18 protein-coding genes and 1 pseudogene are annotated in these 21,382 nt (G+C 71.2%); 13 read left to right on the forward strand and 6 right to left on the reverse strand.

Going from position 1 to position 21,382, the window contains the following annotated elements; all coding sequences use genetic code 11:
• The first annotated feature begins 151 nt into the window (after positions 1 to 151).
• The gene (locus NCCP_RS10645) at positions 152 to 1,564 is read left to right on the forward strand and encodes an aspartate aminotransferase family protein (RefSeq protein WP_172627369.1); all 1,413 of its coding nucleotides are present in this window, start codon (positions 152 to 154) and stop codon (positions 1,562 to 1,564) included.
• A gap of 744 nt (positions 1,565 to 2,308) precedes the next feature.
• Here the strand turns inward: NCCP_RS10645 and NCCP_RS10650 are convergent.
• Positions 2,309 to 2,827 (reverse strand): methylated-DNA--[protein]-cysteine S-methyltransferase, encoded by a 519-nt coding sequence (locus NCCP_RS10650; protein WP_172627370.1) that lies wholly within the window; start codon positions 2,825 to 2,827, stop codon positions 2,309 to 2,311.
• Positions 2,828 to 3,455: 628 nt separating this feature from the next.
• Between NCCP_RS10650 and NCCP_RS10655 the strand changes: the two genes are divergently transcribed.
• From NCCP_RS10655 to NCCP_RS10670, 5 genes are all read left to right on the forward strand, one after another.
• Positions 3,456 to 3,665 carry a hypothetical protein gene (locus tag NCCP_RS10655; protein ID WP_149957249.1) on the forward strand — a complete coding sequence of 70 codons (210 nt, stop codon included), beginning with the start codon at positions 3,456 to 3,458 and terminating at the stop codon, positions 3,663 to 3,665.
• Positions 3,586 to 4,545: a non-homologous end-joining DNA ligase gene (gene ligD, locus NCCP_RS10660; RefSeq protein ID WP_149957250.1), complete on the forward strand. Its 960-nt coding sequence runs from the start codon at positions 3,586 to 3,588 to the stop codon at positions 4,543 to 4,545. Before NCCP_RS10655 ends, ligD begins: the two co-directional genes overlap by 80 nt.
• 205 nt (positions 4,546 to 4,750) lie before the next feature.
• Positions 4,751 to 4,891, forward strand: a complete 141-nt coding sequence (locus tag NCCP_RS15020) for a hypothetical protein (protein ID WP_172627371.1) — start codon at positions 4,751 to 4,753, stop codon at positions 4,889 to 4,891.
• Between the two features lie 106 nt (positions 4,892 to 4,997).
• On the forward strand, positions 4,998 to 5,621 hold the full coding sequence (locus NCCP_RS10665) for a CE1759 family FMN reductase (protein WP_149957251.1): 624 nt from the start codon (positions 4,998 to 5,000) through the stop codon (positions 5,619 to 5,621).
• A gap of 124 nt (positions 5,622 to 5,745) precedes the next feature.
• The gene (locus NCCP_RS10670; RefSeq protein WP_225873790.1) at positions 5,746 to 6,255 is read left to right on the forward strand and encodes a DUF6328 family protein; all 510 of its coding nucleotides are present in this window, start codon (positions 5,746 to 5,748) and stop codon (positions 6,253 to 6,255) included.
• A 92-nt stretch (positions 6,256 to 6,347) separates the two neighbouring features.
• On the opposite strand, the gene NCCP_RS10675 is transcribed toward NCCP_RS10670, so the two are convergent.
• Positions 6,348 to 7,514: a glycosyltransferase family 4 protein gene (locus NCCP_RS10675; RefSeq protein WP_149957252.1), complete on the reverse strand. Its 1,167-nt coding sequence runs from the start codon at positions 7,512 to 7,514 to the stop codon at positions 6,348 to 6,350.
• A gap of 389 nt (positions 7,515 to 7,903) precedes the next feature.
• Between NCCP_RS10675 and NCCP_RS10680 the strand changes: the two genes are divergently transcribed.
• On the forward strand, positions 7,904 to 9,154 hold the full coding sequence (locus NCCP_RS10680) for a cell division protein PerM (protein ID WP_149957253.1): 1,251 nt from the start codon (positions 7,904 to 7,906) through the stop codon (positions 9,152 to 9,154).
• Positions 9,155 to 9,242: 88 nt separating this feature from the next.
• Here the strand turns inward: NCCP_RS10680 and NCCP_RS10685 are convergent, their stop codons facing one another.
• The 3 genes from NCCP_RS10685 to NCCP_RS10695 are packed head-to-tail and all read right to left on the reverse strand — an operon-like array spanning position 9,243 to position 13,049.
• A complete protein-coding gene (locus NCCP_RS10685) occupies positions 9,243 to 10,337 on the reverse strand; it encodes an ABC transporter ATP-binding protein (RefSeq protein ID WP_149957254.1) in 1,095 nt (364 codons plus the stop codon).
• Positions 10,334 to 11,857 carry an ABC transporter permease gene (locus NCCP_RS10690; protein WP_149957255.1) on the reverse strand — a complete coding sequence of 508 codons (1,524 nt, stop codon included), beginning with the start codon at positions 11,855 to 11,857 and terminating at the stop codon, positions 10,334 to 10,336. The genes NCCP_RS10685 and NCCP_RS10690 overlap by 4 nt, the downstream gene beginning before the upstream one ends.
• The gene (locus NCCP_RS10695) at positions 11,841 to 13,049 is read right to left on the reverse strand and encodes an extracellular solute-binding protein (protein ID WP_308655506.1); all 1,209 of its coding nucleotides are present in this window, start codon (positions 13,047 to 13,049) and stop codon (positions 11,841 to 11,843) included. The genes NCCP_RS10690 and NCCP_RS10695 overlap by 17 nt, the downstream gene beginning before the upstream one ends.
• Before the next feature lie 294 nt (positions 13,050 to 13,343).
• Here NCCP_RS10695 and NCCP_RS10700 point away from each other — a divergent pair, with 294 nt between their 5' ends.
• The 3 genes and pseudogenes from NCCP_RS10700 to purN form a co-directional block, all read left to right on the forward strand.
• Positions 13,344 to 13,751 (forward strand): ferritin family protein, encoded by a 408-nt coding sequence (locus NCCP_RS10700; protein WP_225873791.1) that lies wholly within the window; start codon positions 13,344 to 13,346, stop codon positions 13,749 to 13,751.
• Positions 13,748 to 14,629 (forward strand): family 1 encapsulin nanocompartment shell protein, encoded by an 882-nt coding sequence (locus tag NCCP_RS10705; RefSeq protein WP_149957257.1) that lies wholly within the window; start codon positions 13,748 to 13,750, stop codon positions 14,627 to 14,629. Before NCCP_RS10700 ends, NCCP_RS10705 begins: the two co-directional genes overlap by 4 nt.
• A gap of 211 nt (positions 14,630 to 14,840) precedes the next feature.
• Positions 14,841 to 15,401, forward strand: a pseudogene (gene purN, locus NCCP_RS10710) (phosphoribosylglycinamide formyltransferase); the annotation flags it as partial.
• 101 nt (positions 15,402 to 15,502) lie between these two features.
• Here purN and NCCP_RS10715 read toward each other — a convergent pair.
• Entirely contained in the window at positions 15,503 to 16,852 is a 1,350-nt protein-coding gene (locus tag NCCP_RS10715) for an MFS transporter (protein ID WP_149957260.1), read from the reverse strand.
• A gap of 135 nt (positions 16,853 to 16,987) precedes the next feature.
• On the opposite strand from NCCP_RS10715, the gene NCCP_RS10720 reads away from it, so the two are divergent.
• From NCCP_RS10720 to purH, 3 genes are all read left to right on the forward strand, one after another.
• Positions 16,988 to 17,830, forward strand: coding sequence for a hypothetical protein (locus NCCP_RS10720; protein ID WP_149957262.1), 843 nt, complete (start codon positions 16,988 to 16,990; stop codon positions 17,828 to 17,830).
• 74 nt (positions 17,831 to 17,904) lie between these two features.
• The gene (locus tag NCCP_RS10725) at positions 17,905 to 19,557 is read left to right on the forward strand and encodes a CYTH and CHAD domain-containing protein (RefSeq protein ID WP_149957263.1); all 1,653 of its coding nucleotides are present in this window, start codon (positions 17,905 to 17,907) and stop codon (positions 19,555 to 19,557) included.
• Positions 19,558 to 19,647: 90 nt separating this feature from the next.
• Positions 19,648 to 21,321: a bifunctional phosphoribosylaminoimidazolecarboxamide formyltransferase/IMP cyclohydrolase gene (gene purH, locus NCCP_RS10730; RefSeq protein ID WP_149957264.1), complete on the forward strand. Its 1,674-nt coding sequence runs from the start codon at positions 19,648 to 19,650 to the stop codon at positions 21,319 to 21,321.
• The last annotated feature ends 61 nt before the right edge of the window (positions 21,322 to 21,382 follow it).

Genomic DNA, 21,382 nt, shown 5'->3' on the forward strand with positions numbered 1-21,382 from the left:
GAAGAACTCTTTGTTCGGCGACACCCACGCGCACGGCGCCGAGGGAGTGCACTTCTTCACCCGCGGCAAGGTGGTGACCAGCCGCTGGCTCGACCCCAGCCACGGCGGCCTCAACCTCGGCTTCCCGCAGAACGCCTAGGAGGCCCGCACTATGAGCATTGATGCCGCCATGCCCGAAACCGCCGAAGCCGCCGCCCTGGAGATCACCACATCGGAGATTACCGCGGCTGAGATCGAGGCCGGCCGACGCGCCCACGAGCTGGACCGCGCCCACGTCTTCCATTCCTGGCAGGCGCAGGGGCCCTTCGCCCCGATGACCGTCCTGAAGGCCGAGGGGTCCCTGGTCTGGGACGGCGAGGGCAACCGCCTGATCGACCTCTCCAGCCAGCTGGTCAACACCAACATTGGCCACCAGCACCCGAAGGTCGTCGCCGCCATCCAGGAACAGGCGGGGAAGCTCTGCACGATCGCCCCGCAGCACGTCAACGACGCCCGCTCGGAAGCGGCCTGGCTGGTCGCCGAACTGGCCCCCGGCGACCTGAACCGCGTCTTCTTCACCAACGGGGGTGCCGACGCCGTCGAGCACGCCATCCGCATGGCCCGGCTGCACACCGGCCGCCGGAAGGTGTTCTCCGCCTACCGCAGCTATCACGGCGGCACGCACCTGGCGGTGAACCTTACGGGAGACCCGCGCCGGCTGCCCAACGACTCCGGCGACTCCGGCGTCGTGCATTTCCTGCCCGCCTACCCGTACCGCTCCTACTTCGGCTCCACCACGGAGGCGGAGGAGACCGAGCGGGCGCTGCGCCACCTGGAGGACATGATCCTGCTGGAGGGCCCGCAGAACGTCGCGGCCCTCATCCTGGAATCCATTCCCGGGACCGCAGGCATCTACGTGCCCCCGGCCGGGTACATGGAAGGCGTGCGCGACATCACCCGCCGGCACGGCATTGTGTTCATCGCCGATGAGGTCATGGCCGGGTTCGGGCGGTCCGGGAAGTGGTTTGCGATCGACCACTGGAACGTGGTCCCGGACTTGGTGACCTTCGCCAAGGGCGTGAACTCCGGCTATGTGCCGCTGGGCGGCGTGGCCATCTCCGACGCCATCTTCGAGACGTTCCGCGAACGGGCGTACCCGGGCGGGCTCACTTACTCCGGACACCCGCTGGCCTGCGCGGCGGCCGTCGCGACCATCGGGGCGATGCGGGAGGAAGGGATCGTGGAGAACGCGGCCCGCCTGGGCGCCGAAGTCATTGGGCCGCGCCTGCGCGAGCTTGCCGCGAAGCACCCGTCCGTGGGCGAGGTCCGCGGAGCGGGATGCTTCTGGGCGGTGGAACTGGTGAAGAACCGGGACACCCGGGAACCGCTGGCCCCCTATGGCGGGTCCTCGCCGGAGATGAACCAGGTCGTGGCGGCGCTGAAGGCCGGCGGCGTGCTGCCGTTCGCGAACTTCAACCGCATCCACGTGGTTCCGGCGCTGAATATCCCGGACGAGCTGCTGCTGGAGGCTTTGGAGGCCCTGGACCGCGCCCTGGACGTGGCCGACGGGTTCGTCGAGGACTGAGGCCACCCCACACAAGGACCGGCCCGGCCGTGGAGCCAGATCCACGGCCGGGCCGGTCCTTGTGCCGGCTGGTTCCGCCGGGTGCTTCCGCGGCAGCGGGTGCACTGCGAACCCGGACCCTGATCCGTTCAGCTAAGTTGGCGACCCTTGGAGCCGCGGGCAGGCGCTGTGGCTCCAGCGGGCCCTAACACGGTAGGCCCCGCGGGTTTCCTGCGGGGCCTACCGTGTTGGGCGGAGCCCGGCACCCCTTGTGTACCCGTTGCGGCAGGCATACTTTTGATGTATGGACCGGCCAACGGCGGCCGGTGGTGGCCGACCGGAAGGGGCGGACCATGGTACGCAGGAACGCGGTTGCAGCGGACGGGATGGCGCGTCACCACGGCGCACCTGGCAACAGGACGGCCATCACCGGATTGATCCTGATTGGCCTGTGTGGGGCGTTCCTGGCGATTGGGCTGGGCGGGCGCGACGCGTTCGGCTCCCTGTGGTTCGGCATGATGGTGGGCTTGGGCATGTTCGTGTTTGGGCTGGTCCGCAGCGCGGGTGGAATAAAGCCTCCGGGCGGCTTCGGGCGGCCTCCCGGGGACACTGGCAGGGAATAACCGGCAGGGCAAAAAGGGGCCTGCCGCGCCCTGCCGAACAGCCGCGCCCTGCCGAACAGCCGCGCCCTGCCGAACAGCCGGGAGCAGCCCGGCCGCCTGACAGTCCGCTTTGACGTCCGGCCTGGCATCCGTGCGCTGGGACCTAGCGGCCTGGCCTGTGCGTTGGGACCTGGCGGTCCGGCCCGAGCGTCTCGAAGCGCAGCAGCCACCTTTTGGCCGCGGGGCCCGCCACGTAGTGCCCCAGGGATCCGTCCAGCCTGACCACGCGGTGGCATGGCACCACGATGGGCAGGGGGTTGCGGGCGCAGGCCGCTCCCACGGCGCGGACGGAGTCTGGGCGGCCGGCCAGGGCGGCAATGTCCGTGTAGGTGGCCACCGCGCCGTAGGGCACCCGCTGTACGGTCTGCAGGACTTGGGCGCCAAAGGTGGGCGGGGGATCCGGCAGGTCCACCCGGACCGTGAATTCATTCCGCCGTCCGGCGAAGTAGTCCTCGAACTGCCTGGCTGGCCCGTCGAGCGCGGCCCCGGCCCGTTCCACCCCTCCCGGGGCGAGAGCCTCCAGTCCCTCAAGGACGTCCTCGTGGTCCTCCACGCTGTAGGCCACCCGGACCAGGCCGGCCGGCGAGGCCACCAACAGCAGGGAACCCAGCGGCGAATCCACCGTTCGGTGGATGAGCTCCGTGCGGCGCATGCTTTGCGGGCGGTGGCAGGCCGAGGCGGCCCCTGCCGGCGGCCCTCCGCCGCCGTTGGGCAACCCGGCCCGGGCTGGAACCCTGCCACCTCCCTGTTGCGCCTTGGCGTATGCCACGTCAGTGCCTTGCGTTGCCTTGGCGCTTCCCTCCCTGCTGTTTCCTTCCCTGGTGCTTCCCTCCATCGTGCGTCCTTTCATTGTGTTGTCCCTGCCTTGTGCCTTGTGCCTTGTGCCTTGCCCGGGTTTGCCCGGTTTTGCCCCGTCTTGCCCGGAGTTTCCATCGAACCCGCCCGGCCCGGTCCTGCTGGACGTGGGGCGCACCCGTGTGGAAAAGGGGCCCCGCCGACCATTGCGGCACCACCGTGAGGGGGAGGGGTGCCGGATTCCCCGGCAAGCCCGGCAGGCCCGGCAGGAAGGTGGCCCTGTAGCTATGGGGGATGCGCCCCCCTACCCTCGGTGGAGGGAGTGCCGGGTCCGGCGGCAGCGGCTTGTGGACCCGGGGACGTCCCTACCGCCGGGCCGGCGCCGGAACTACCGTGGACTTAGCGGGCCGCCCGGCGCCAAGCCACGAGTCCGCCCACCAGGTGAGGAGAACGCCATGAAGAACGCGACGCCGGAACCGGAGCGCACCGCCAGCGGCGGGGGCAGCCAGGAACGCCCCGACAAGGAGGGCACGGCCGGGCAGGTGCCCCCGGAACATCCCCGCCACGTCCCCTCCGCCAGCCCCGATGACCTGCCCAACGGCAGCGGCAACGACGGGATGGGGTCCCGTGAGAGGGACTCCGACGAGCGTTTTGACGCCGGCTGACACTCTGGAGGTCGCGGGACGGCAGGTGAGGTTCACCCACCCCGACCGCGTGCTGTATCCATCCACAGGCACCACCAAGGCTGATGTCCTCCACTACCTTCTGGAGGCGGCCGCGGTGCTGGTGCCGCAGGCCGCTGGGCGTCCGGCCACACGGAAGCACTGGATGGGTGGAGTGGGCACGGCCGAGCGGCCCGGAGAGTCCTATTTCCGCAAGGACCTCGAGGATTCGGCGCCCGAATGGATTCCCCGGGCCAACCTCCGGCACCGCGACCACACCAACACCTACCCCATAGTGGACGGTCCCGCGGTCCTGGCGTGGTTCGCCCAGCGGGCCGCGCTGGAGATCCATGTCCCGCAGTGGCGCATGGGCCCGGGCAACCGGGCCCATGGCCCCGACCGCCTGGTGATCGACCTCGACCCCGGGGCAGGGGTGGACCTGGCCGGGGTCGCCGAAGTGGCCCACTGGTGCCGGGAAGCCCTGGGCCGGCGGGGCCTGGCCGCGCTTCCGGTGACCTCGGGGTCGAAGGGGATCCACCTGTATGCCGGGCTGGGGAAGGGGACTACGGCGGACGAATCCACCCGGATCGCCCACGAGGTGGCCCTGGAACTTGAGTCAGCCCACCCCCGGCGCGTGGTGTCAGAGATGAAGCGGTCCCTGCGGGAGGGCAAGGTGCTGGTGGACTGGAGCCAAAACATGGCCCACAAGACCACGGTCTGCCCTTATTCGCTCCGGGGGCGCCTGCGCCCGACCGTCGCCGCGCCACGAACCTGGAGCGAACTAGCCGATCCCAAGCTGAGCCAGCTCGAGTACCCCGAGGTCCTGGAACGGATCGCCGCCGGACTGGACCCGATGGCTGAACCCGGCTGGCGGGCACCATGACCGCCCCGGAAGACGGAACCGGGCATTTTTTGTTGCCGCGGAAGGATTGCGTCGGGCAGCTGCAGGCGTACCTTGGGGGTGTCGGAAACCCGACGCAATGCGGGCTCCGCCCGGCGGAATCCCGCAAGCCACAAATCCCTACAAAGGCCCCGGATCCCCACAAAGTCCCCAGGTCCCACAAAGGCCCAGCCGAAGAAGGTGCGCCATGCCCGACAAGGCCCCGCAGAAACACGAGCACAAGAAGACCGGCAAAACCATCAAGCAGCGCCGCGCGGAGAAGCGCGCCAAGCATGACATGGAGATGCCCACCGACCCGGTGGCCCAGGCACGCAAGCGCGCGCGATAGGCCTTGCGCGCCCACCGCCAAGACGATCCGGGCCGGCGGGAATGAAAACGGCACCCCTTCGGTTTTTATATGCGATTGCATTGAAATCGAGTGAGGGGTGCCCGCCATGGCCAAGAACATCGTTGTAGTTTCCGGAGGCCTCGGGGTCCCGTCCACCAGCCGCATGCTTGGAGACCAGCTGGGCGAGGCGGCCCGCAGCGCGCTCGCCGAGCGCGGATTGGAGGCGCAGGTCGCCGCCATCGAACTGCGCGACTACGCTGCGGACATCGCCAACAACATGGTCACGGGCTACGCGGCGCCGCGCCTTGCCGGGATGATCGCCCAAGTTACGGCCGCCGACGCGGTGGTGATCGTCGGGCCGGTGTTCAGCGCGTCCATTTCCGGGCTGGTGAAGTCGTTCCTGGATGTGCTGGACCCTAAGTCCCTCGACGGAATGCCGGTGCTGGTCGCGGCGACCGGCGGCAGCGCCCGCCACAGCCTGGTCCTGGACTACGCCATGCGTCCGGTCCTTGCCTACCTGCGCGCGGCCGTGGTGCCCACCGGCGTCTTCGCCTCCGCGGAGGACTGGGGCGGAGACACCGGTGGCGGGGCCCTGGCCGACCGCGTGGCACGGGCCGGGCGGGAACTGGCCCTGGCGGTCGAGGGGGCGGCCCCCGCACGCCCGGGAACCGGCGCCCTGGAGTCCCTGCCGTTCGAGCAACTGCTGGCCAACATCCGACCGGCCTCCTGACGGTTCCGTTCCCTTTCCGCCCGGCTTGCCGACGGCCCGGCCTCCAATCGGTGCCGCCGGCAGGAGCCGCAGCCCGGACCGGATGACACCCGGGGAGGCGGGACCGTCCGGTACCCTAGGGCGCATGAAATCCGATAAGGAAACATCTGGCGGGGCGCGGGACGGTGCCATGGAGCGTGGCCGCACGGAAACGTTCGATGAAATGCTTGACCGGAACTGGGGCGAACTGCTCCAGGAACTGCGCGTTATGCAGACCGGCGTCCAGATCACCACGGCCTTCCTGATGACGCTGCCCTTCCAGTCCCGGTTCGACGAGCTGAACCCGACGCAGATCCGTTTCTACCTGGCGCTGCTTGTCTTTTCCGTGTTGCTGACCGGCCTGATCCTGACCCCGGTGGCCGTCCACCGCAAGCTTTTCCGCCAACACATCAAGGAAGTCACCGTCGAGCAGGGCCACCGGATTGTGCAGATCGCCCTCATCGGGACCGGCCTGCTGGTATCCGCGTCCGTCACCTTCATCGCCGATGTGTTGCTGGGGGATTCCCTGGCGCTGGTCATTGGCGGGGCGGTGCTGCTGGTAACCGCCCTTCTGCTGGTGGTCCTGCCGGTCTTCCTGCGCCGCAAGGCCGAGTAGCGCCAAGGCGCCAACCCAAGGCCGGTCAGGCGCGAGGACGGCTGCAGGGCCGGTTGGGCGCAGGACCAACCGGCCCTGCAGCCGTCCCGGTCCTACCGGGCCAGCACCCCGCGCGCCACCACGTCCAGCTGCCGCGACTTCACCTGGATCGCCCGTTCGTAGTGGCCCACCAGTTCCGCGCAGACTGCGGGCCACGTCCGGGTCCGCACCGTCGCGTACGCCGCCGCCCCGAACGCCAGCCGCTTGCCGTCGTCGTACACCAAGTCCTCCACCCGCGCGCGCAGTTCCGCGAGGTCGCCCGGCTTGTAGAGCCAGCCCGTACGGGAGGAATCCACCAGGTCCACCGGGCCGCCCCGGCCCACCGCAACCACCGGCACACCGGAGGCCATCGCCTCCTGGATGGTCTGGCAGAAGGTCTCCGCCTCGCCGGGATGCACGAACAGGTCGAACCCGGCCACGGCCTCCGCGAGGTCCTCTCCACCAAGGAATCCGGCGAAGTGTGCGTTGGGAAGGGCTCCGCGCAGGCCCTCCCGCAGCGGCCCCGACCCCACGACCGCCAGCCGCACGCCCGGCAGGGCGTCCAGCACCGCCAGGTCCTCCACCTGCTTCTCCGCGGCCAGCCGCCCCACGTAGCCAATGATGCGTTCGCCGTTGGGAGCCATCCGGGCCCGGAAGGCTGCGCCTCCCGGGGTGGCGCGCCGCGAGGGATGGAAGCGCCGGGTGTCCACCCCGCGCCGCCACATGTGGGTCCGCCGCACCCCGAGCCCGCGCAACTGGTCCATCGAATGGGTGCTGGGGACCAGATTCACGGTGGAGGCCTCGTGCAGGGTCCGCACGTGGTTCCACAGCAGCGGCTCCAGCCAGGGTGCCCCGTAGCGCGCGGCGTAGGCGGGAACCTCGGTCTGGTAGACGGAAACGGTCGGCAGCCCCAACTGCTCCGCGGCCTGGATGGCACGCCACCCCAGCACGAACGGGCTGGCCACATGCACCACGTCCGGCGCGAATCCGGCCAGCAGCCGGCGCACGCGCAGCACGCTGCCCGCGGCCACCCGGACTGTCGGATAGCCGTTGAGCGGCAGCGCGGGCAGGTGCACCACGGGAAAGCCCTCGACGGATTCCGGTCCCGGTTCGGCCCCGGCAGGAGCGATGACCATCGCCTCGTGGCCCTGCTCGCGCACATGCGCCAGGACATGGAGAACGGAATTGGTGACCCCGTTCATGTGCGGCAGGAAAGATTCGGCAACCACTGCAATCCTCACCCGCCCAGCCTGCGCCGCGTGCGTGGCCGAGCGGTGAACGCGCGGCGCGCCCGGGATGAACTTCCGGCACGGGGCCCGCGGACGGCTTGTGCCCGGGCCCGCGTTGCTGGCAGGCCCTCCCGTGCAGGGGTGGCACCATAGGAACGATGAAAGACGAGCGCAGCACCGACCCCGCCGGCGGCAGCCGGCCTGGAGCCCCGAAGGCGGGACGCCGTCCCGGCTCCCCCAAGGCCCCGCGCGCGGCCCGGCCGGCCCCGCCCTCCGACGCGCCGCCGCCGGGGCCCCCTTCCGGGGCCCGGTTGGGACAGGCATCAGGCTCCGCGGCGGCCAAGCCGGGCGCGGGGGCCCGGGGAACGGCGCTGCGGGGCTACCTCGAGGAAGGGTTTCCCATGCCGCTGTGGCTGCAGGGCGCCCTTGAGTTCCTGCAGTGCGCGATCCTTTCCGGATTGTTGGTGCTGGGGCCGCTGGTGGCCGTGTGGTTCGGCCAGGGGTTCGCGGACCGGACACTCGATTCGGTGCTCCAACTCGGCGGGCAGGCCTGGCTGCTGATCCACGGCGTGCCGCTGCAGTTGAGCGTTCCGGTGAACGCCGACTCGCCGGAGGTCCTGACCGGCACCCTGACGCTCACGCCGCTGGGGCTGACGCTGCTGCCGTTCTTCCTGGCCTGGCGCTCGGGCCGCCGCATCGCCCGCGCCTCCTATACCGACCAGCTGTGGCAGGGCCTGGCCGGAGCGCTGGGGGCGTACATGATCTTCGGCCTGGTCACCGGGTTCGCCGTCCAGACGGAGGAGGTGCGCATTTCGCTTGCGGCGGCTGCCCTGGTGCCGCCAGTGGCGGCCGGTGCCGGACTGGTCGTTGGCGCCCGCCGCGAGGCCGGCTCGTGGGGACGGTTGATCGGCGTCGATTCGGCGGCGTGGATCGCCCGCGCCAGCCAGCACTCGCGCTGGGCCGGATCCTACGTATGGTCGGTGGTCCGTGCCGGTTCGCTCGCCTACCTGGCCGCCTTTGGCCTGGCTGCGGCGGTGCTTGCGGTGAACTTCGCGATGCACTGGGCGGAGATCTCCAACGTCTACCAGCAGCTCAAGCCCGGTCCCGTGGGCGGGGCGGTGCTTACCGCGGCACAGCTGGGCATGGTCCCGAACCTGGCGGCCTGGACGCTGGCCTGGGTCTCCGGCGGCGGGTTCTCCCTGGGCACCGGAAGCACGCTGAGCACGCTGGAGACCACTGTGGGCCCGCTGCCGGCCCTGCCCGTGCTGGGGAGCCTGCCTACCGGAGACCTGAGCCAGGCATGGATGTTCATGTTCGTGCCGGTGCTGGCCGGGTTCCTGGCCGGATGGTTCTTCCTGCGCGAAGGGGAAAACCACCTCGACGACTGGCTGAGCCTGAGGTTCCGGGCCCGGTGGTTCACGCTGTCCGCCTCCACCCTCCTGCTGGGCGCGTTCATCGGGGCCGTTGCCGGGATTCTCTCGCTGGTGGGCAGTTGGCTCTCCAGCGGGTCATTGGGCATAGGCCGGCTGGTCGACTTCGGGCCCAACGCCTGGCTGACGGCCCTGCTGCTGCTGGCCGAGGTGGCCGTCGGCGCCGTCGTCGGGTACCTCGCGGCCCCGGTCCTCGAGCACGATCCGGTGCTGGAAGACTAGCGCCCCTACCTCCGCCCCCGCCCCGGGCGAAGCGAGGGGCGGGGGCGGTTCACATCGTTCCTGCCCGGTTTCGCATGCCGGGGTTCCGTCAGCGGGCCGCCGTCCCAGACAGCGGCCGGGCCACGGAGGGGCCGACGGGGAACGCCCGGACCGGCCCGGCGACGCTGAGCCCCACGCGCTCCGCGCTTCGGGGTGCGTCCTGGCCGAGGACCCGCGCGACCACCGTTCCCGACGGTGCTGATCCGATCCCGTCTCCGATCCCGTCGAGCTCCACGATCGCGTCGTGCCCGAAGTAGGACACGGCGCGCACGGTCGCGTCCAGGTGGCCCCCTCCGGCGGGAGTGAGGGCGATTTGTTCGGGCCTGACCATGACCAGAACGTGCCCGTCGGGAACCCCTTCCTGGACGGGCAGCGAACCGAGCACGCAGGAGACCGCGCCCCCGGAGGCGATGCCGTCGAGAAGGACTGCATCGCCGAGGAATCCCGCCACTTCCGCGTCGACCGGCTCGCGGTAGACCTCGGCGGGCCGGCCAACCTGGCGGAAGCGGCCGGCGCCAAGGATGGCGACCTCGTCCGCAAAGGAGAGTGCCTCGCCCTGGTCATGGGTCACCAGCACCGCGGTGGCGCCCGCGGCGCGCAGGGCCCGGGCGGTGGCTTCGCGGGTGGCGGCGCGCAAGCCGCTGTCCAGCGCCGAGAACGGCTCGTCGAGCAGGATCAGGCCCGGGCGTGGAGCGAGCGCGCGAGCCAAAGCAACGCGCTGTTGCTGGCCCCCGGAGAGTTGATCCGGGCAGCGGTCCGCCATGGAGGCGGGCAGGCCGACGAGATCGAGCAGCTCGAGCACGCGGGCCCGGTGGCGGCGTCGCGGCCAGGGCAGGCCGAAGGCGATGTTGCCGGCGACCGACAGGTGCGGGAACAGCCCTCCTTCCTGGCGCACGTACCCGACTCCGCGCCGCTCCGGCGGCACCCACACGCCGGGCCCGGCCACCGTGCGGCCGCCGACGGACACCTCGCCTCCACTGGGGCGGAGGAAGCCCGCAATGAGGCGCAGCAGCGTTGTCTTGCCGCTGCCGGACCCGCCGAGCACCGCCGTTGTCGTGCCCTCGGGCACAGTGAGGTCGACTGACTCCAGCACCGCGTCCCGCCCGTAGCCAGCCGTGACGGCGCGGATCCTCAGTTCGGTCATTTCTCCTCCAGGATCTGCCGCCGCAGCAGCAGGGTCAGGGGTGCGGACAGCGCGATCATCGCCGCGGCATAGGGGGCTGCGGCGGCGTAGTCGAGTTGGCTGGCCTCGCGCCAGAAAGACAGGGCCAGGGTCTCGGTCCCCGTGGGCGCCAGGAGGAGGGTGGCCGTCAGCTCGGTCCCCACCGCCAGGGCCACGAGCACGAGCCCGGTCAGCACGGACGGGGCCATCAGCGGCAGGACCACCCGGACCAGGGTGCCGGAGCCGCGGGCGCCCAGCGAGCGCGCGACCTCGGACAGCTCGGGCGGCGCGGCGGCCAGCCCCGCGCGCAGCGAGACCATCGCCCGGGGAATGAAGAGGATGGCGTAGGCGAGGACCGTCAGCCCGACGGTCTGGTACAGGGGGCGGGCCCATCCCACGGCCAAGGTCACCAGCGCCAGTCCAATGACAATCCCGGGCAGGGAGCTGGCGACGAAGGTGACGCGTTCCAGGACCAGGGGCAGGCCGGAGTGATGCCGGTTGAGCAGCCACGCTCCGGGCAGCGCCGCCGCGGTAGCGGCCACGGCGCCCAAGACCGCCAGGGTCACCGTGCCGAGGACGGTGGCCAGCAGGTCGCCGTCGAACACCCCGGCCCACCCGCCCGGGGCGGCGAGCCAGCGGGCCACGCTGGCGACGGGGACCACCAGCGCCCCGGCGACGAGCGCTCCGAGGAACAGCAGGCCGGGCACGGTCCAGGCGCCCAGGGCGTGCGGCATGGCCTGGCGCTGCGTGCCGGGCCCCAGCCGGGCGACCCGACGGCGGCCGCGGGCAATCAGCTCCAGCAGGAGGGCCAGCAGGCAGAGGCCAACCAGCACCGAGGCCAGCAGGCTGCCGGAGGTGTCGCTGAAGCCCACGGCGTACTGCTGCATGATCGCCGTGGTAAAGGTCTGGAACCGCATCATCTCCAGCACCCCGTACTCGGCGAGCAGGTGCAGCGCCACCAGCAGGGCCCCGCCGCTCAGCGCGGGACGCAGCCGGGGCAGGACGGTGCGGGCTACGGCCGCGGCGGGGGAGAGGCCCAGGGAGCGCGCGGCCTCCTCGTCCCCGGGGTCCAAAGCGCGCAGCAGCGCCGCGACGGGCAGGAACACGAACGGGTAGTAGGCCAGTGTGGTGACCAAGGCGGCGCCGGCGAAGCCGGTGAGGCCGGGAGCAACCGTCACCCAGGCGTACGCGCTGACGAACGAGGGCACCGCCAGCGGCGCCAGCAGCAGGGTTCGCCACCAGGCGGCCCCTGGCAGCGCCGTGCGCTCCACCAGCCACGCGGCGGCCGTGCCGAGGACGACCGAGGCGGGCACCGTGACGGCCATGAGCATTCCGGTGTTCGCCAGGAGGTTGCCGATGCGGGGACGGAACAGGTATTCCACGGCCCGGGCCGGACCCTCCGAGAGCGCACCGGGAAGGGCGACAAGCAGCGGCAGCACGGTGAGGGCCGCGACCAGGGTCGCGGCCGCCACAACACCGCGCGCGCTAGAGGATTCCGACATCGGTCATCAACGCGATCACCTTGTCGGAGTTGAGGGTGGAGACGTCGACGGCGGGGGCCTCCAGCTTGTCCAGGGGCGGCAGTGCCGGAGCCGACTCCACGCCGGTCCCGACCGCGTACTCCATCGATCCGCTGTCGACGAGGGCCTGCTGGCCCTTGGGTCCGGTCACGTACTCGAGGAACTTCTGGGCCTGTTCCGGCATGTCGGATGAGGCCAGCACCCCTCCGGCGGAGAGGCTGACGAACGCCCCCGGGTCCTCGCCCCCAAAGTAGTGCAGCTGCGTGTTCGCGCTGCCCTGCCGGTCCCCGGCCTGGTCGCGGTACCAGTAGTAGTGGTACATGATTCCGACCGGGACCTCACCGGCGTTGACCGCCTTCATGGTGGCAATATTGTTCTGGTAGACCTCGGCGTTGTCCGCCAGCGCCTGGAGCCAGGCGCGGGTCTCGGCCTCGCCGCGTTCGGCGAGCATGCCTGCGGCGATGGCCTGGAAATCCGCGCCTCCCGGGGCCGCGCCCCATTTGCCGGCCCACTTGGGGTCCGCCAGGTCCATCATCGAGGACGGCAGGTCCTCCTCGCTGATCAGGTCCTTGTTGTAGACCAGCACGGTGGAGCGGGCGGCGATTGGCGCCCAGAGGCCGGAAGACGGCGCCAGGCCCTCACGGACCTGGTCCAGAGTGGAACCGTCCACCGGTGCGAGGAGACCCTCGCGCTCCACGAGCGTCATGGCCGGGGAGTTCTCGGTGAGGAACACGTCGGCCGGAGAGGAATCGCCTTCCTCCACGATCATGTGTCCCATCGAGGAGTCCTGGCCGTCGCGGACCTGGGTGGGAATGCCGGTCTCCTTCGTGAACGCGGCGGCGACGGCCTCGGTGACCTCGATGTGCTGGGCGGAGTAGACCTGCAGCGTGTCCGCCTGCGGCTGGTAGGCGTCTCCGGCGGCCGGCCCGGCCGGACCGGCGGGGCCGCCGGAGCAGGCGGCCAGGGCCATCGGCAGTACGAGGGCGAGGGCGAGCAAAGGGCGGCGGTTATGGGTCATGAGGTGCTTTCGTTTCATCGGGTGGGAGGGGATCAGGTCCTGCAGGCGCCGGATCGGGCGGTCGGCCACCCGCCATGCGAGACATCCCGCCGCCAGCTCGGCGGCCGCGGCGACCGGCGCGGGAAGCCCCGCCCGGCCGGCGTCGGACGCGGACACGGGTGCCAGCCGGGAATCAGGGCGGGGAGCCCCGGCAGCGAGGCCTCGCACGGGAAGTTGGGTCACGGTGGTTAAGGTTAGCCTAAGTACTACAGGCAAGGGCAAAGTGAGTTTATTTATGGCATGCGCGTGGTGGCCATCGCTCACCGCGGCCGGCCGGGGCGTGGTGCTCCGGAAGTGGCCCTTGGGGGAGAGAGCACTCCGGACCATGGGTAGCCGTGGGAACCCCTCCGGTCTAACCTGAGCAGTGGGCCTGACACGTCCGCCGGGCCCGCCTTGGACGGAGGGTCCAGCATGGGTTTCGAGCAATACCACGAACCGGCCGGAGAGTTGCCGGCCGAGGTGCGAACGTTCGCGCGCATGTGCGCCAACCTGACCGAGGAGGCCGAGGCGATCGGCTGGTACGAACAGCGCCTCTCTCTCGAACAGGACCCGGTGGCCCGCTCGATCATGGAAAACTCGCAGGTCGAGGAATACAAGCACTTCAGCATGCAACTTGAGTTTCTGCTGCGTGCCAAGCCGGTGTGGCGGGAGATCGCCCGCGGCGTGCTCTTCCGGGACGGGGACATTGCCGCCAACGCCAGTGCCGCCGAACACGCGGTCGAAAGCGGTGGAGCCGACGGCGGGACCGGGCGGCGGGCGGGTGCGCCGGACCCGGGCACCTCGCTGGGGATCGGAAGCCTGAAGGAGGGCTTGGGATGAGCGCCAACCATTTGCTGCGTGAGAACGCCCCGATCTCCGAGGCAGGGTGGAGCTTCCTGGACCGGGAGGCTACGTCCCGCCTTGCCGTGGCGCTGGGGGCACGGAAACTGGTGGACTTCCACGGACCGCTGGGCTGGGAGTATTCGGCCACGCCCTTGGGGCGCGTGGAGCCGTTGGCCGGCCCGCAGGACGGCCTGCGGGCCCTTCGCCGCCGGGTGCTTCCGCTGGTGGAGGTGCGGGCCGACTTCGAGGTCTCGCGGGCGGAACTGATGGACATCGACCGCGGAGTCCTGGACGCCTCCCTGCCCGGGCTGGATGCCGCCGCCCTGCGCATCGCCGCGGCGGAGAACACCGCCGTTTTCCACGGCTGGGCCAACGCCGGCATCCTCGGCATCACCGAGGCCACCCCCCACGAACCGGTACCGCGCGTAGAGGACTTCAACGACTACCCCAAGCGGGTGGCGCATGCGGTGTCCGTCCTGCGCCAGGCAGGGATCGGAGGCCCCTTCGGGCTGGCCCTGGGCCCGGGGCACTATACCGCGGTCGTGGAGGCCACCGAACGGGGCGGGTACCTGCTCTCCGAGCACCTTTCCACCATCCTGGAAGGCCCCCTCGTGTGGGTCCCCGGCGTCACAGGCGCCGTGGTGGTGAGCCTGCGCGGCGGCGACTTCCGCTTCGAGGCCGGCCAGGACCTGTCCCTGGGCTACCAGGGGCACGACGACGACTCGGTGCACCTCTATCTCGAGGAATCGTTCAGCTTCCTGGTCGCCACCCCGGAGGCCGCCATCCACCTCAGCAGCGCCGCCGGAAGAACCCGGGGCGGCGACGCCGGGGCGGCCGGAGGGGAAGCGGTCCCCGCGGAGGACTTCGAGGACTGACAGGGCCCGACGCCGGACACGGGAACCGGCAGCCGGCGGGACAGGGCCCGGGGTGCAGAGCCCGGGTGGTGCTGGGCCCGGGTGGTACGGGGCCCGGGTGATACGGGGCCCGGGTGCTTAATCCCTTGCCTGAAACCCTCCCTAACGCTTGCCGGCCTCCCACCGCCCGCTGCCGGCCGGGGCGGGTCCGGCGGCGGCTAAGCTTGGACATATGCGCATCGTGGTTCTTGTCTCCGGCACCGGCTCCAACCTCCAGGCGGTCATCGACGCCGTCCAGGCCGGAGAGTTGGATGTCGAGATCGCGGCGGTCGGCGCGGACAAGCACGGTACCTACGGAGTGGAGCGCTCCGCCGCGGCCGGCATCGAAACCTTCGTGGTGAACTTCAAGGACTACGCCGACCGTGGCGAATGGAACCACGCCCTGACCCAAAAATGCCTTTCCTACGCCCCCGACTACGTGGTGTCTTCCGGCTTCATGCGCATCGTCGGCCAGGAGTTCATCGACGCGTTCAACGGCACCTACATCAACACCCACCCGGCCCTGCTGCCCAGCTTCCCCGGCGCCCACGGGGTCCGCGACGCCCTCGCCTACGGGGTCAAGGTCACCGGCTGCACGGTCCACATTGCCGACGCGGGAGTGGACACCGGCCCTATCCTGGCCCAAAAGGCCGTCGAGGTGCTGCCGGAGGACACCGAGGAGACCCTGCACGAGCGCATCAAGGTCGAGGAGCGCGCCCTGCTCATCGAGACCCTGCGCCGGCTCGCGGCCGCGTCTGCCCGCCAGCCGGCCCCGGCCCCTGAGGGGAGCCTTCCGGCCCACTCCAGGATCCTGAACGCAGTCGGGGATCCTGAACCCGGTCCGGGATCCCGGACCTAGTCCAGGATCTTGCCGGTGGTCTCCGGGGCATTGAATGCCATCCAGGCCACGGCGAGCAGGACCAGGACCCCTGCGGCCAGGAACGTGGGGGCCAAGCCGAATACCGGCCAGACGAGGGCAAACACCAGCGGGCCCACTCCGGCGCCCACCCGGCTGAACGTCGAGGCCCAGCCGAACCCGGAGCCGCGCAGTTCCGTGGGGTAGAGCTCGGAAACGTAGGCGTAGAGCACCGGGATCGCCATCTGGACAATGAAGCCGAATACCAGCAGCCACACCACCGCCACCTGGGGGTTCCCAAGGTTCAGGGCGACCATGACCAGGACCAGCGCGCTGAGCGGTCCGGTGACGCCCAGGAGCCATTTGCGTCCGGTCCGTTCCACCAGCAGCGCGGACGCGCCCACGCCCAGCAGGCCCACGGCGGCCATGCCGGCACTGCTGAACAGGGCGGCGACACCACCCATGCCGGCGTCGGTGAGGATCGAAGGCATCCAGGTGAGCGCCAGGTAGTAGACCAGCAGGACGGTGAAGAACAGCGACCATGCCGCCAAGGTTGTCCTCCAGCCGAAGGCCCAGACCTTGACCAGCTGCTCTCCCCAGGAACCCGCCGACAAGCGGGGGGCCCGGGCAGCGGGCGGGAGGTCGTACTGCTGTGCGGGTGCGCCGGTGCGCCGCACCAGGTCGTCGATGACCCGCCGCGCCTCACCGTGGCGTCCCTGCCGGATCAGGTACAGCGGGGATTCGGGGACGCTGCGGCGGACCCAGAAGACCAGGAACGCGGGCAGCACCATCACGGCCAGGATCAGCCGCCAGTTGTCCGTGGAGGCCTGGATCAGGGCGGAAACGAAGAACGCCAGGGCCGCGCCCACCGGCCACCACCCATCCATCGCGGTGAGCACCCGTCCGCGCTGCCGGGTGGGCGTGAACTCGCCCACCAGCGCGTAGTCGACCGGGATGCAGCCGCCCAGGCCGAAGCCGGCCAGGAAGCGGAAGGCGGCGAAGAGGGCGAAGTTGGGGGCCAGCGCCCCGGCAACGGTGAAGATGGAGAAGACCAGCAGGGTCCAGGTGAACGCCGTCTTGCGCCCCACCCGGTCGGCGATGGTGCCCCAGACGAAGGCGCCCAGCGCCATGCCGATCAGGTTGGCGGTGCCCAGCAGCGCCGCCGTCGGCCTGTCCAGCGACCATTCCTGCATCACCAACGGAATCAGGGCGCCGTTGAGGGAGACGTCCCAGGCATCGAACATGAAGCCCAGCCCGCCAATCAGGAAGATTTTCCCCTGGACGCCCCAGCGCCACGGGAGGTTCTGGACCACGGACTGGCCGGACGGCAGGCTGCGGGTGTCGGTCATGGCAGGCGGATCCCCTCGGTCTCGAAGCCCGTTGTCCGGGCGCGTCGATCCTACCCCTCCGCAGCCCTCCCCGCCTCCAGTGCAGGGCCCGAAACGCCTCTACAGCCGCGGCCCGGACGGGGGTAGAGTTCCGGCATGGGAGTTGATTGGGCGGCCTTGGAAGAAGCGATCCGGAAGTCCGCGCTGCGCCAGGCCAGGGAAATCATCGACAGCCATCCCGGGCACGTGTTCTACGCCGTGGCCCTGGACGGGGTGTCCACGGAGCCCGCCGCCCGGATCGAACTGCCCGTCCTGGCCCTGAACTCCGAACAGGCCCTGCGCCGGGACCTGCGCCTGGACGCGCCGGTCCGCGACGAAGAGCCCGAACCCCTGGGAGATCCCGCACCCGCCGAAGACACCCGCGGAGGATTCTCCGAGGACGGCTCCGACTTCCAGTCCGAACTCCACGACGTGGTGGTCTCCGACACGGAGGACATCATCCTGCACGGGGCCCGTCCCGACGCCGACGCCGACGCTGACGCCGACGCCGACGCCGAGGATGGGGACGGGGGCGCGGACGTGTTCGCCCCCGAGGAGGACACCGAATCCGTGGAGGACCTGTTGGGCGAGGACCTGGGGGAGGAGGCCGCGGAGGACGGAAGCAGTTTCTACTCGACCCGCTGGAACCCCCCGGAATGGCACTGGTGTTCCATGGAGCTGTTCGACGAGTCCGCTTCCGAGCTCTGGAGCGAGGCGCTCACCTCCGTTGCCCGCCGGCACGGATGGGAGGAGACCATCCGCCGCTACTACCGGATGCTGGTCTCCATCGCCATCGACCTGGGCCGCGAACTGGCCGTGGGGCGGAACGCGGACCTGATTGCCTATGTTTCCGATGAGGACCACGCCGACCAGCTGCTGCGGGCCTGCCTGACACCGGAGCAGCTGGCCGCGCATTTCCCCGACCTCGCCGCCCTGCCGGCGGACCTGCCCCGTTCCTGAGGCCCCGCGCTCGGACTGCCCGGGCGCCGCGCTTACCCGTGGCCGCCCCGCCCGGCTGCGGTGATAATGGCCGCATGGACGCGCATACGCACCTGGAGGTCGAACGCAAGTACGACGTCGGCGGGCCGGTTTCGGTTCCGAACCTCGCCACCGTGCCGGGTGTCGCCAGGGCCGTGGGGTTTCCCCCGGTTGAGCTGCGCGCCGACTACTTCGATACCGGCGGGGGCACCCTGGGAGAACGCAAGATCATCCTGCGCCGCCGCCTGGGCGGACCCGACGAAGGCTGGCACATCAAGTCGGCGGCCGTAGGGGGCCGGATGGAGACGCATTTCCCGCTCGGCGGCCAGGAGGCCCACGTGCCGGAGGCGGTCCTGGACGCGGTCAGGGTCCACACGCGCTCCGATCCGCTGCGCCCGGTGGCCCGCGTGCGCACCCGGCGGACCGTGGTGCGCCTGCTGGACGGGACAGGAGCCTTGCTGGCCGAGTTCTGCGACGACGAGGTCCAGGCCCGCGCGGTGGGCGGGGCCGAACTGGTCTGGCGCGAATGGGAGGTGGAGTTGGGGCCGGCCGGCACGGCGGACCTGCTGGACGGGATCGAGGCGGTGTTGTTGAGGGCGGGTGCGACCCCCAGCACCCACCTCTCCAAGCTGGGCCGGGTCCTGGACGCGGCAGGGCCCGGGCCGCACCCTGAAGCCGCAGCCCGGTCCGGACCCGGGGAAACCGGCGCCGGCCGCCCCGACCCCGATGAGCCTGACCCGGATCAGCCTGGCCCGGATCAGTCCGGCCCCGGCGGGCCCGGCACGGCCGAGCCCAGCGCCGCCGCCGTCCTGACGGCGGCGTTCCGGGCGGGGCTGGAAACGCTCAGGCGCTGGGACCCGCTGGTGCGCGGCGACGCGGCGGACGCGGTGCACCAGATGCGGATCGCCGCCCGCACCCTGCGCAGCCTGCTGCACACGTACGGGGACCTGTTTGCCCCCGAGGCCCTCGGACGGCTTGAGGACGGCCTGCGCCGGCTGGGTAGGGCCCTGGCGGGTGCCCGCGACGCCGAGGTGGTGCGCGACATGGTCGACCCCCGGTGCCAGGCGGTGCCCGAAGGCATTCCGGCCGCGGTGAGGAAGCAGTTGTGGGCCGGAAAGAACGCCGAACGCCGGGACCAGATGGCCCGGCTTGACCGCCGTCTGGGCGGGGCCAGGTACCTTGCCCTGCTCAACGACCTGGATGCCTTTGCCGCGGCCCCGCCCCTGCTCCTCGCGGCCGCCGGGCCGGCGAGCCAGGTGCTCGAAACCCGGGTGGAGCGGGGCCTCGCCGAGGTCCTGGCCCTGGCCGGGCGGGCCGCGGCGGCGGACGGCCACGGCGAGAGGACCGACCTGCTCCACGAGGTCCGCAAAACCGCGAAACGGCTGCGGTACGCGGTCAAGGCGGTGGCCGTGGACAACGTCGGGCCCGGTGGGGTGGACGGGGAAGCAGGCGGGACCCGGACCGCGGGTTTCACACTGGGCCCGGGCCCCTCCGCGCGGATGCACCTGGCCGCGGACGTACAGGACGCGCTGGGGAGGCACCGGGACAGCGTGATGTTCCAGAAGTATGTGCGGGACAGTGCGCGGCAGGCCCGCAAGGCGGGGCACGACACCTTCGCCCTCGGGGTGCTGTACGGGGCCGAGCTGGCCGTCCAGGACCAGGCGGTGCGCGAGGCCGAAGCCGCGCTGGAGCGGTTGCGGGGCGCCTAGCGGGCGCAGGCCCGCCCGCGGGCCGCGGCGCGGGCCCGGGGGCGGCTAGACTGGGTGCCAACCCCAGCCACCCGTACCAGGGAGACTTTTGTGAGCCATACCGTTCTTGACCGCATCCCGATCCGCCGCGCCCTGATTTCCGTCTACGACAAGACCGGTTTGGAGGATTTGGCCCGTGGCCTGAACGACGCCGGCGTCGCCATCGTCTCCACCGGTTCCACCGCATCCCGCATCGCCGCTGCAGGGGTCCCGGTCACCGAGGTCTCCGAGGTCACCGGTTTCCAGGAGTGCCTGGACGGGCGCGTCAAGACCCTGCACCCGCGCGTGCACGCCGGCATCCTGGCCGACCGCCGCCTGCCGGAGCACGTCCAGCAGCTGGCCGCCATGGATATCGAGCCGTTCGACCTGGTGGTCGTGAACCTGTACCCGTTCGTGCAGACCGTGAAGTCCGGGGCCACCCAGGACGAGGTGGTCGAGCAGATCGACATCGGCGGCCCCTCCATGGTCCGCGCCGCGGCCAAGAACCACCCGTCGGTCGCGATCGTGGTGGACCCGGCCACGTATGGCGACGTGGTCGAGGCCGCCAAGACCGGCGGCTTCGACCTGGCGACGCGCCGGCGCCTTGCCTCCCTCGCGTTCGCGCACACCGCGGCCTATGACACCGCCGTCGCGAAGTGGACTGCCGCACAGTTCGGCGACGATGCCGCAGCCGCCGCTGTCCCGGCCTTCCCGCCGTACGCCGGCGTTGCCCTGGAACGCTCCGAGTCCCTGCGCTACGGCGAAAACCCGCATCAGCCGGCCGCCCTCTACGCCGAGGTCGGAGCCGAGCCGGGCATCGCCCAGGCCGAGCAGCTGCACGGCAAGGCCATGAGCTTCAACAACTACGTGGACGCCGACGCCGCCGTCCGCGCAGCCTTCGACTTCGCCGAGCCGGCCGTCGCCGTCGTCAAGCACGCCAACCCGTGCGGCGTCGCCGTGGCCTCCGCGGATGCCGTGGACCCGATCGCCGACGCCCACGCCAAGGCCCACGCCACCGACCCGGTGTCCGCGTTCGGGGGCGTCATCGCCGCGAACCGCACCGTCACCGCCGGCATGGCCAACACCGTCAAGGACATCTTCACCGAGGTCGTCGTCGCACCGGGCTTCGAGCCCGAGGCCGTGGAGATCCTCTCCCAGAAGAAGAACATCCGCCTGCTGGCCCTGCCGGAAGGCTTCGCCCGCGACACCGTCGAGTACAAGCAGGTCTCCGGGGGCATGCTGCTGCAGGCCGCCGACGCGGTCGACGCTGCCGGCGACGACCCGGCCAACTGGACGCTCGCCGCCGGCGAGGCCGCAGACGAGGCCACGCTCGCGGACCTGGCCTTCGCCTGGCGTGCCGTGCGCGCTGCGAAGTCCAATGCGATCCTGCTCGCCGCCGGCGGCGCCGCCGTGGGCATCGGCATGGGCCAGGTCAACCGCCTGGACTCCTGCCGCCTGGCCGTGGAACGGGCCAACACCCTGGGCGTGGCCGTCGAATCCGGCGCCGATTCGGCCGGCGGCGCCGCCAACGTCGAGGGCGCCGGGGCCCCGGAGCGTGCCCGTGGCGCAGTGGCCGCCTCCGATGCGTTCTTCCCGTTCGCCGACGGCCTGCAGATCCTCATCGACGCCGGCGTCAAGGCCGTCGTGCAGCCGGGCGGATCCGTCCGCGACGACGAGGTGGTGCAGGCCGCGAACGAGGCCGGCATCACGATGTACTTCACCGGCGCCCGCCACTTCTTCCACTAGGAGCCGGCGCCAGGCGGCCCGGTCCCGATCCCGGGGACCGGGCCGCCTCCCTTTTGCGGCA

The organism is Zafaria cholistanensis (genome assembly GCF_008580665.1).
GTDB lineage: Bacteria > Actinomycetota > Actinomycetes > Actinomycetales > Micrococcaceae > Zafaria > Zafaria cholistanensis.

What these genes read in the sequence shown, in the direction of transcription:
- NCCP_RS10685 (WP_149957254.1), bottom strand. Translation starts at nt 10,337, where the DNA reads ATGACCGAACTGAGGATCCGCGCCGTCACGGCTGGCTACGGGCGGGAC.
- NCCP_RS10680 (WP_149957253.1), top strand. Translation starts at nt 7,904, where the DNA reads ATGCCGCTGTGGCTGCAGGGCGCCCTTGAGTTCCTGCAGTGCGCGATC.
- NCCP_RS10715 (WP_149957260.1), bottom strand. Translation starts at nt 16,852, where the DNA reads ATGACCGACACCCGCAGCCTGCCGTCCGGCCAGTCCGTGGTCCAGAAC.
- NCCP_RS10665 (WP_149957251.1), top strand. Translation starts at nt 4,998, where the DNA reads ATGGCCAAGAACATCGTTGTAGTTTCCGGAGGCCTCGGGGTCCCGTCC.
- NCCP_RS10720 (WP_149957262.1), top strand. Translation starts at nt 16,988, where the DNA reads ATGGGAGTTGATTGGGCGGCCTTGGAAGAAGCGATCCGGAAGTCCGCG.
- NCCP_RS10690 (WP_149957255.1), bottom strand. Translation starts at nt 11,857, where the DNA reads ATGTCGGAATCCTCTAGCGCGCGCGGTGTTGTGGCGGCCGCGACCCTG.
- NCCP_RS10645 (WP_172627369.1), top strand. Translation starts at nt 152, where the DNA reads ATGAGCATTGATGCCGCCATGCCCGAAACCGCCGAAGCCGCCGCCCTG.
- NCCP_RS10670 (WP_225873790.1), top strand. Translation starts at nt 5,746, where the DNA reads ATGAAATCCGATAAGGAAACATCTGGCGGGGCGCGGGACGGTGCCATG.
- NCCP_RS15020 (WP_172627371.1), top strand. Translation starts at nt 4,751, where the DNA reads ATGCCCGACAAGGCCCCGCAGAAACACGAGCACAAGAAGACCGGCAAA.
- NCCP_RS10655 (WP_149957249.1), top strand. Translation starts at nt 3,456, where the DNA reads ATGAAGAACGCGACGCCGGAACCGGAGCGCACCGCCAGCGGCGGGGGC.
- NCCP_RS10700 (WP_225873791.1), top strand. Translation starts at nt 13,344, where the DNA reads ATGGGTTTCGAGCAATACCACGAACCGGCCGGAGAGTTGCCGGCCGAG.
- NCCP_RS10725 (WP_149957263.1), top strand. Translation starts at nt 17,905, where the DNA reads ATGGACGCGCATACGCACCTGGAGGTCGAACGCAAGTACGACGTCGGC.
- ligD (WP_149957250.1), top strand. Translation starts at nt 3,586, where the DNA reads ATGACCTGCCCAACGGCAGCGGCAACGACGGGATGGGGTCCCGTGAGA.
- NCCP_RS10705 (WP_149957257.1), top strand. Translation starts at nt 13,748, where the DNA reads ATGAGCGCCAACCATTTGCTGCGTGAGAACGCCCCGATCTCCGAGGCA.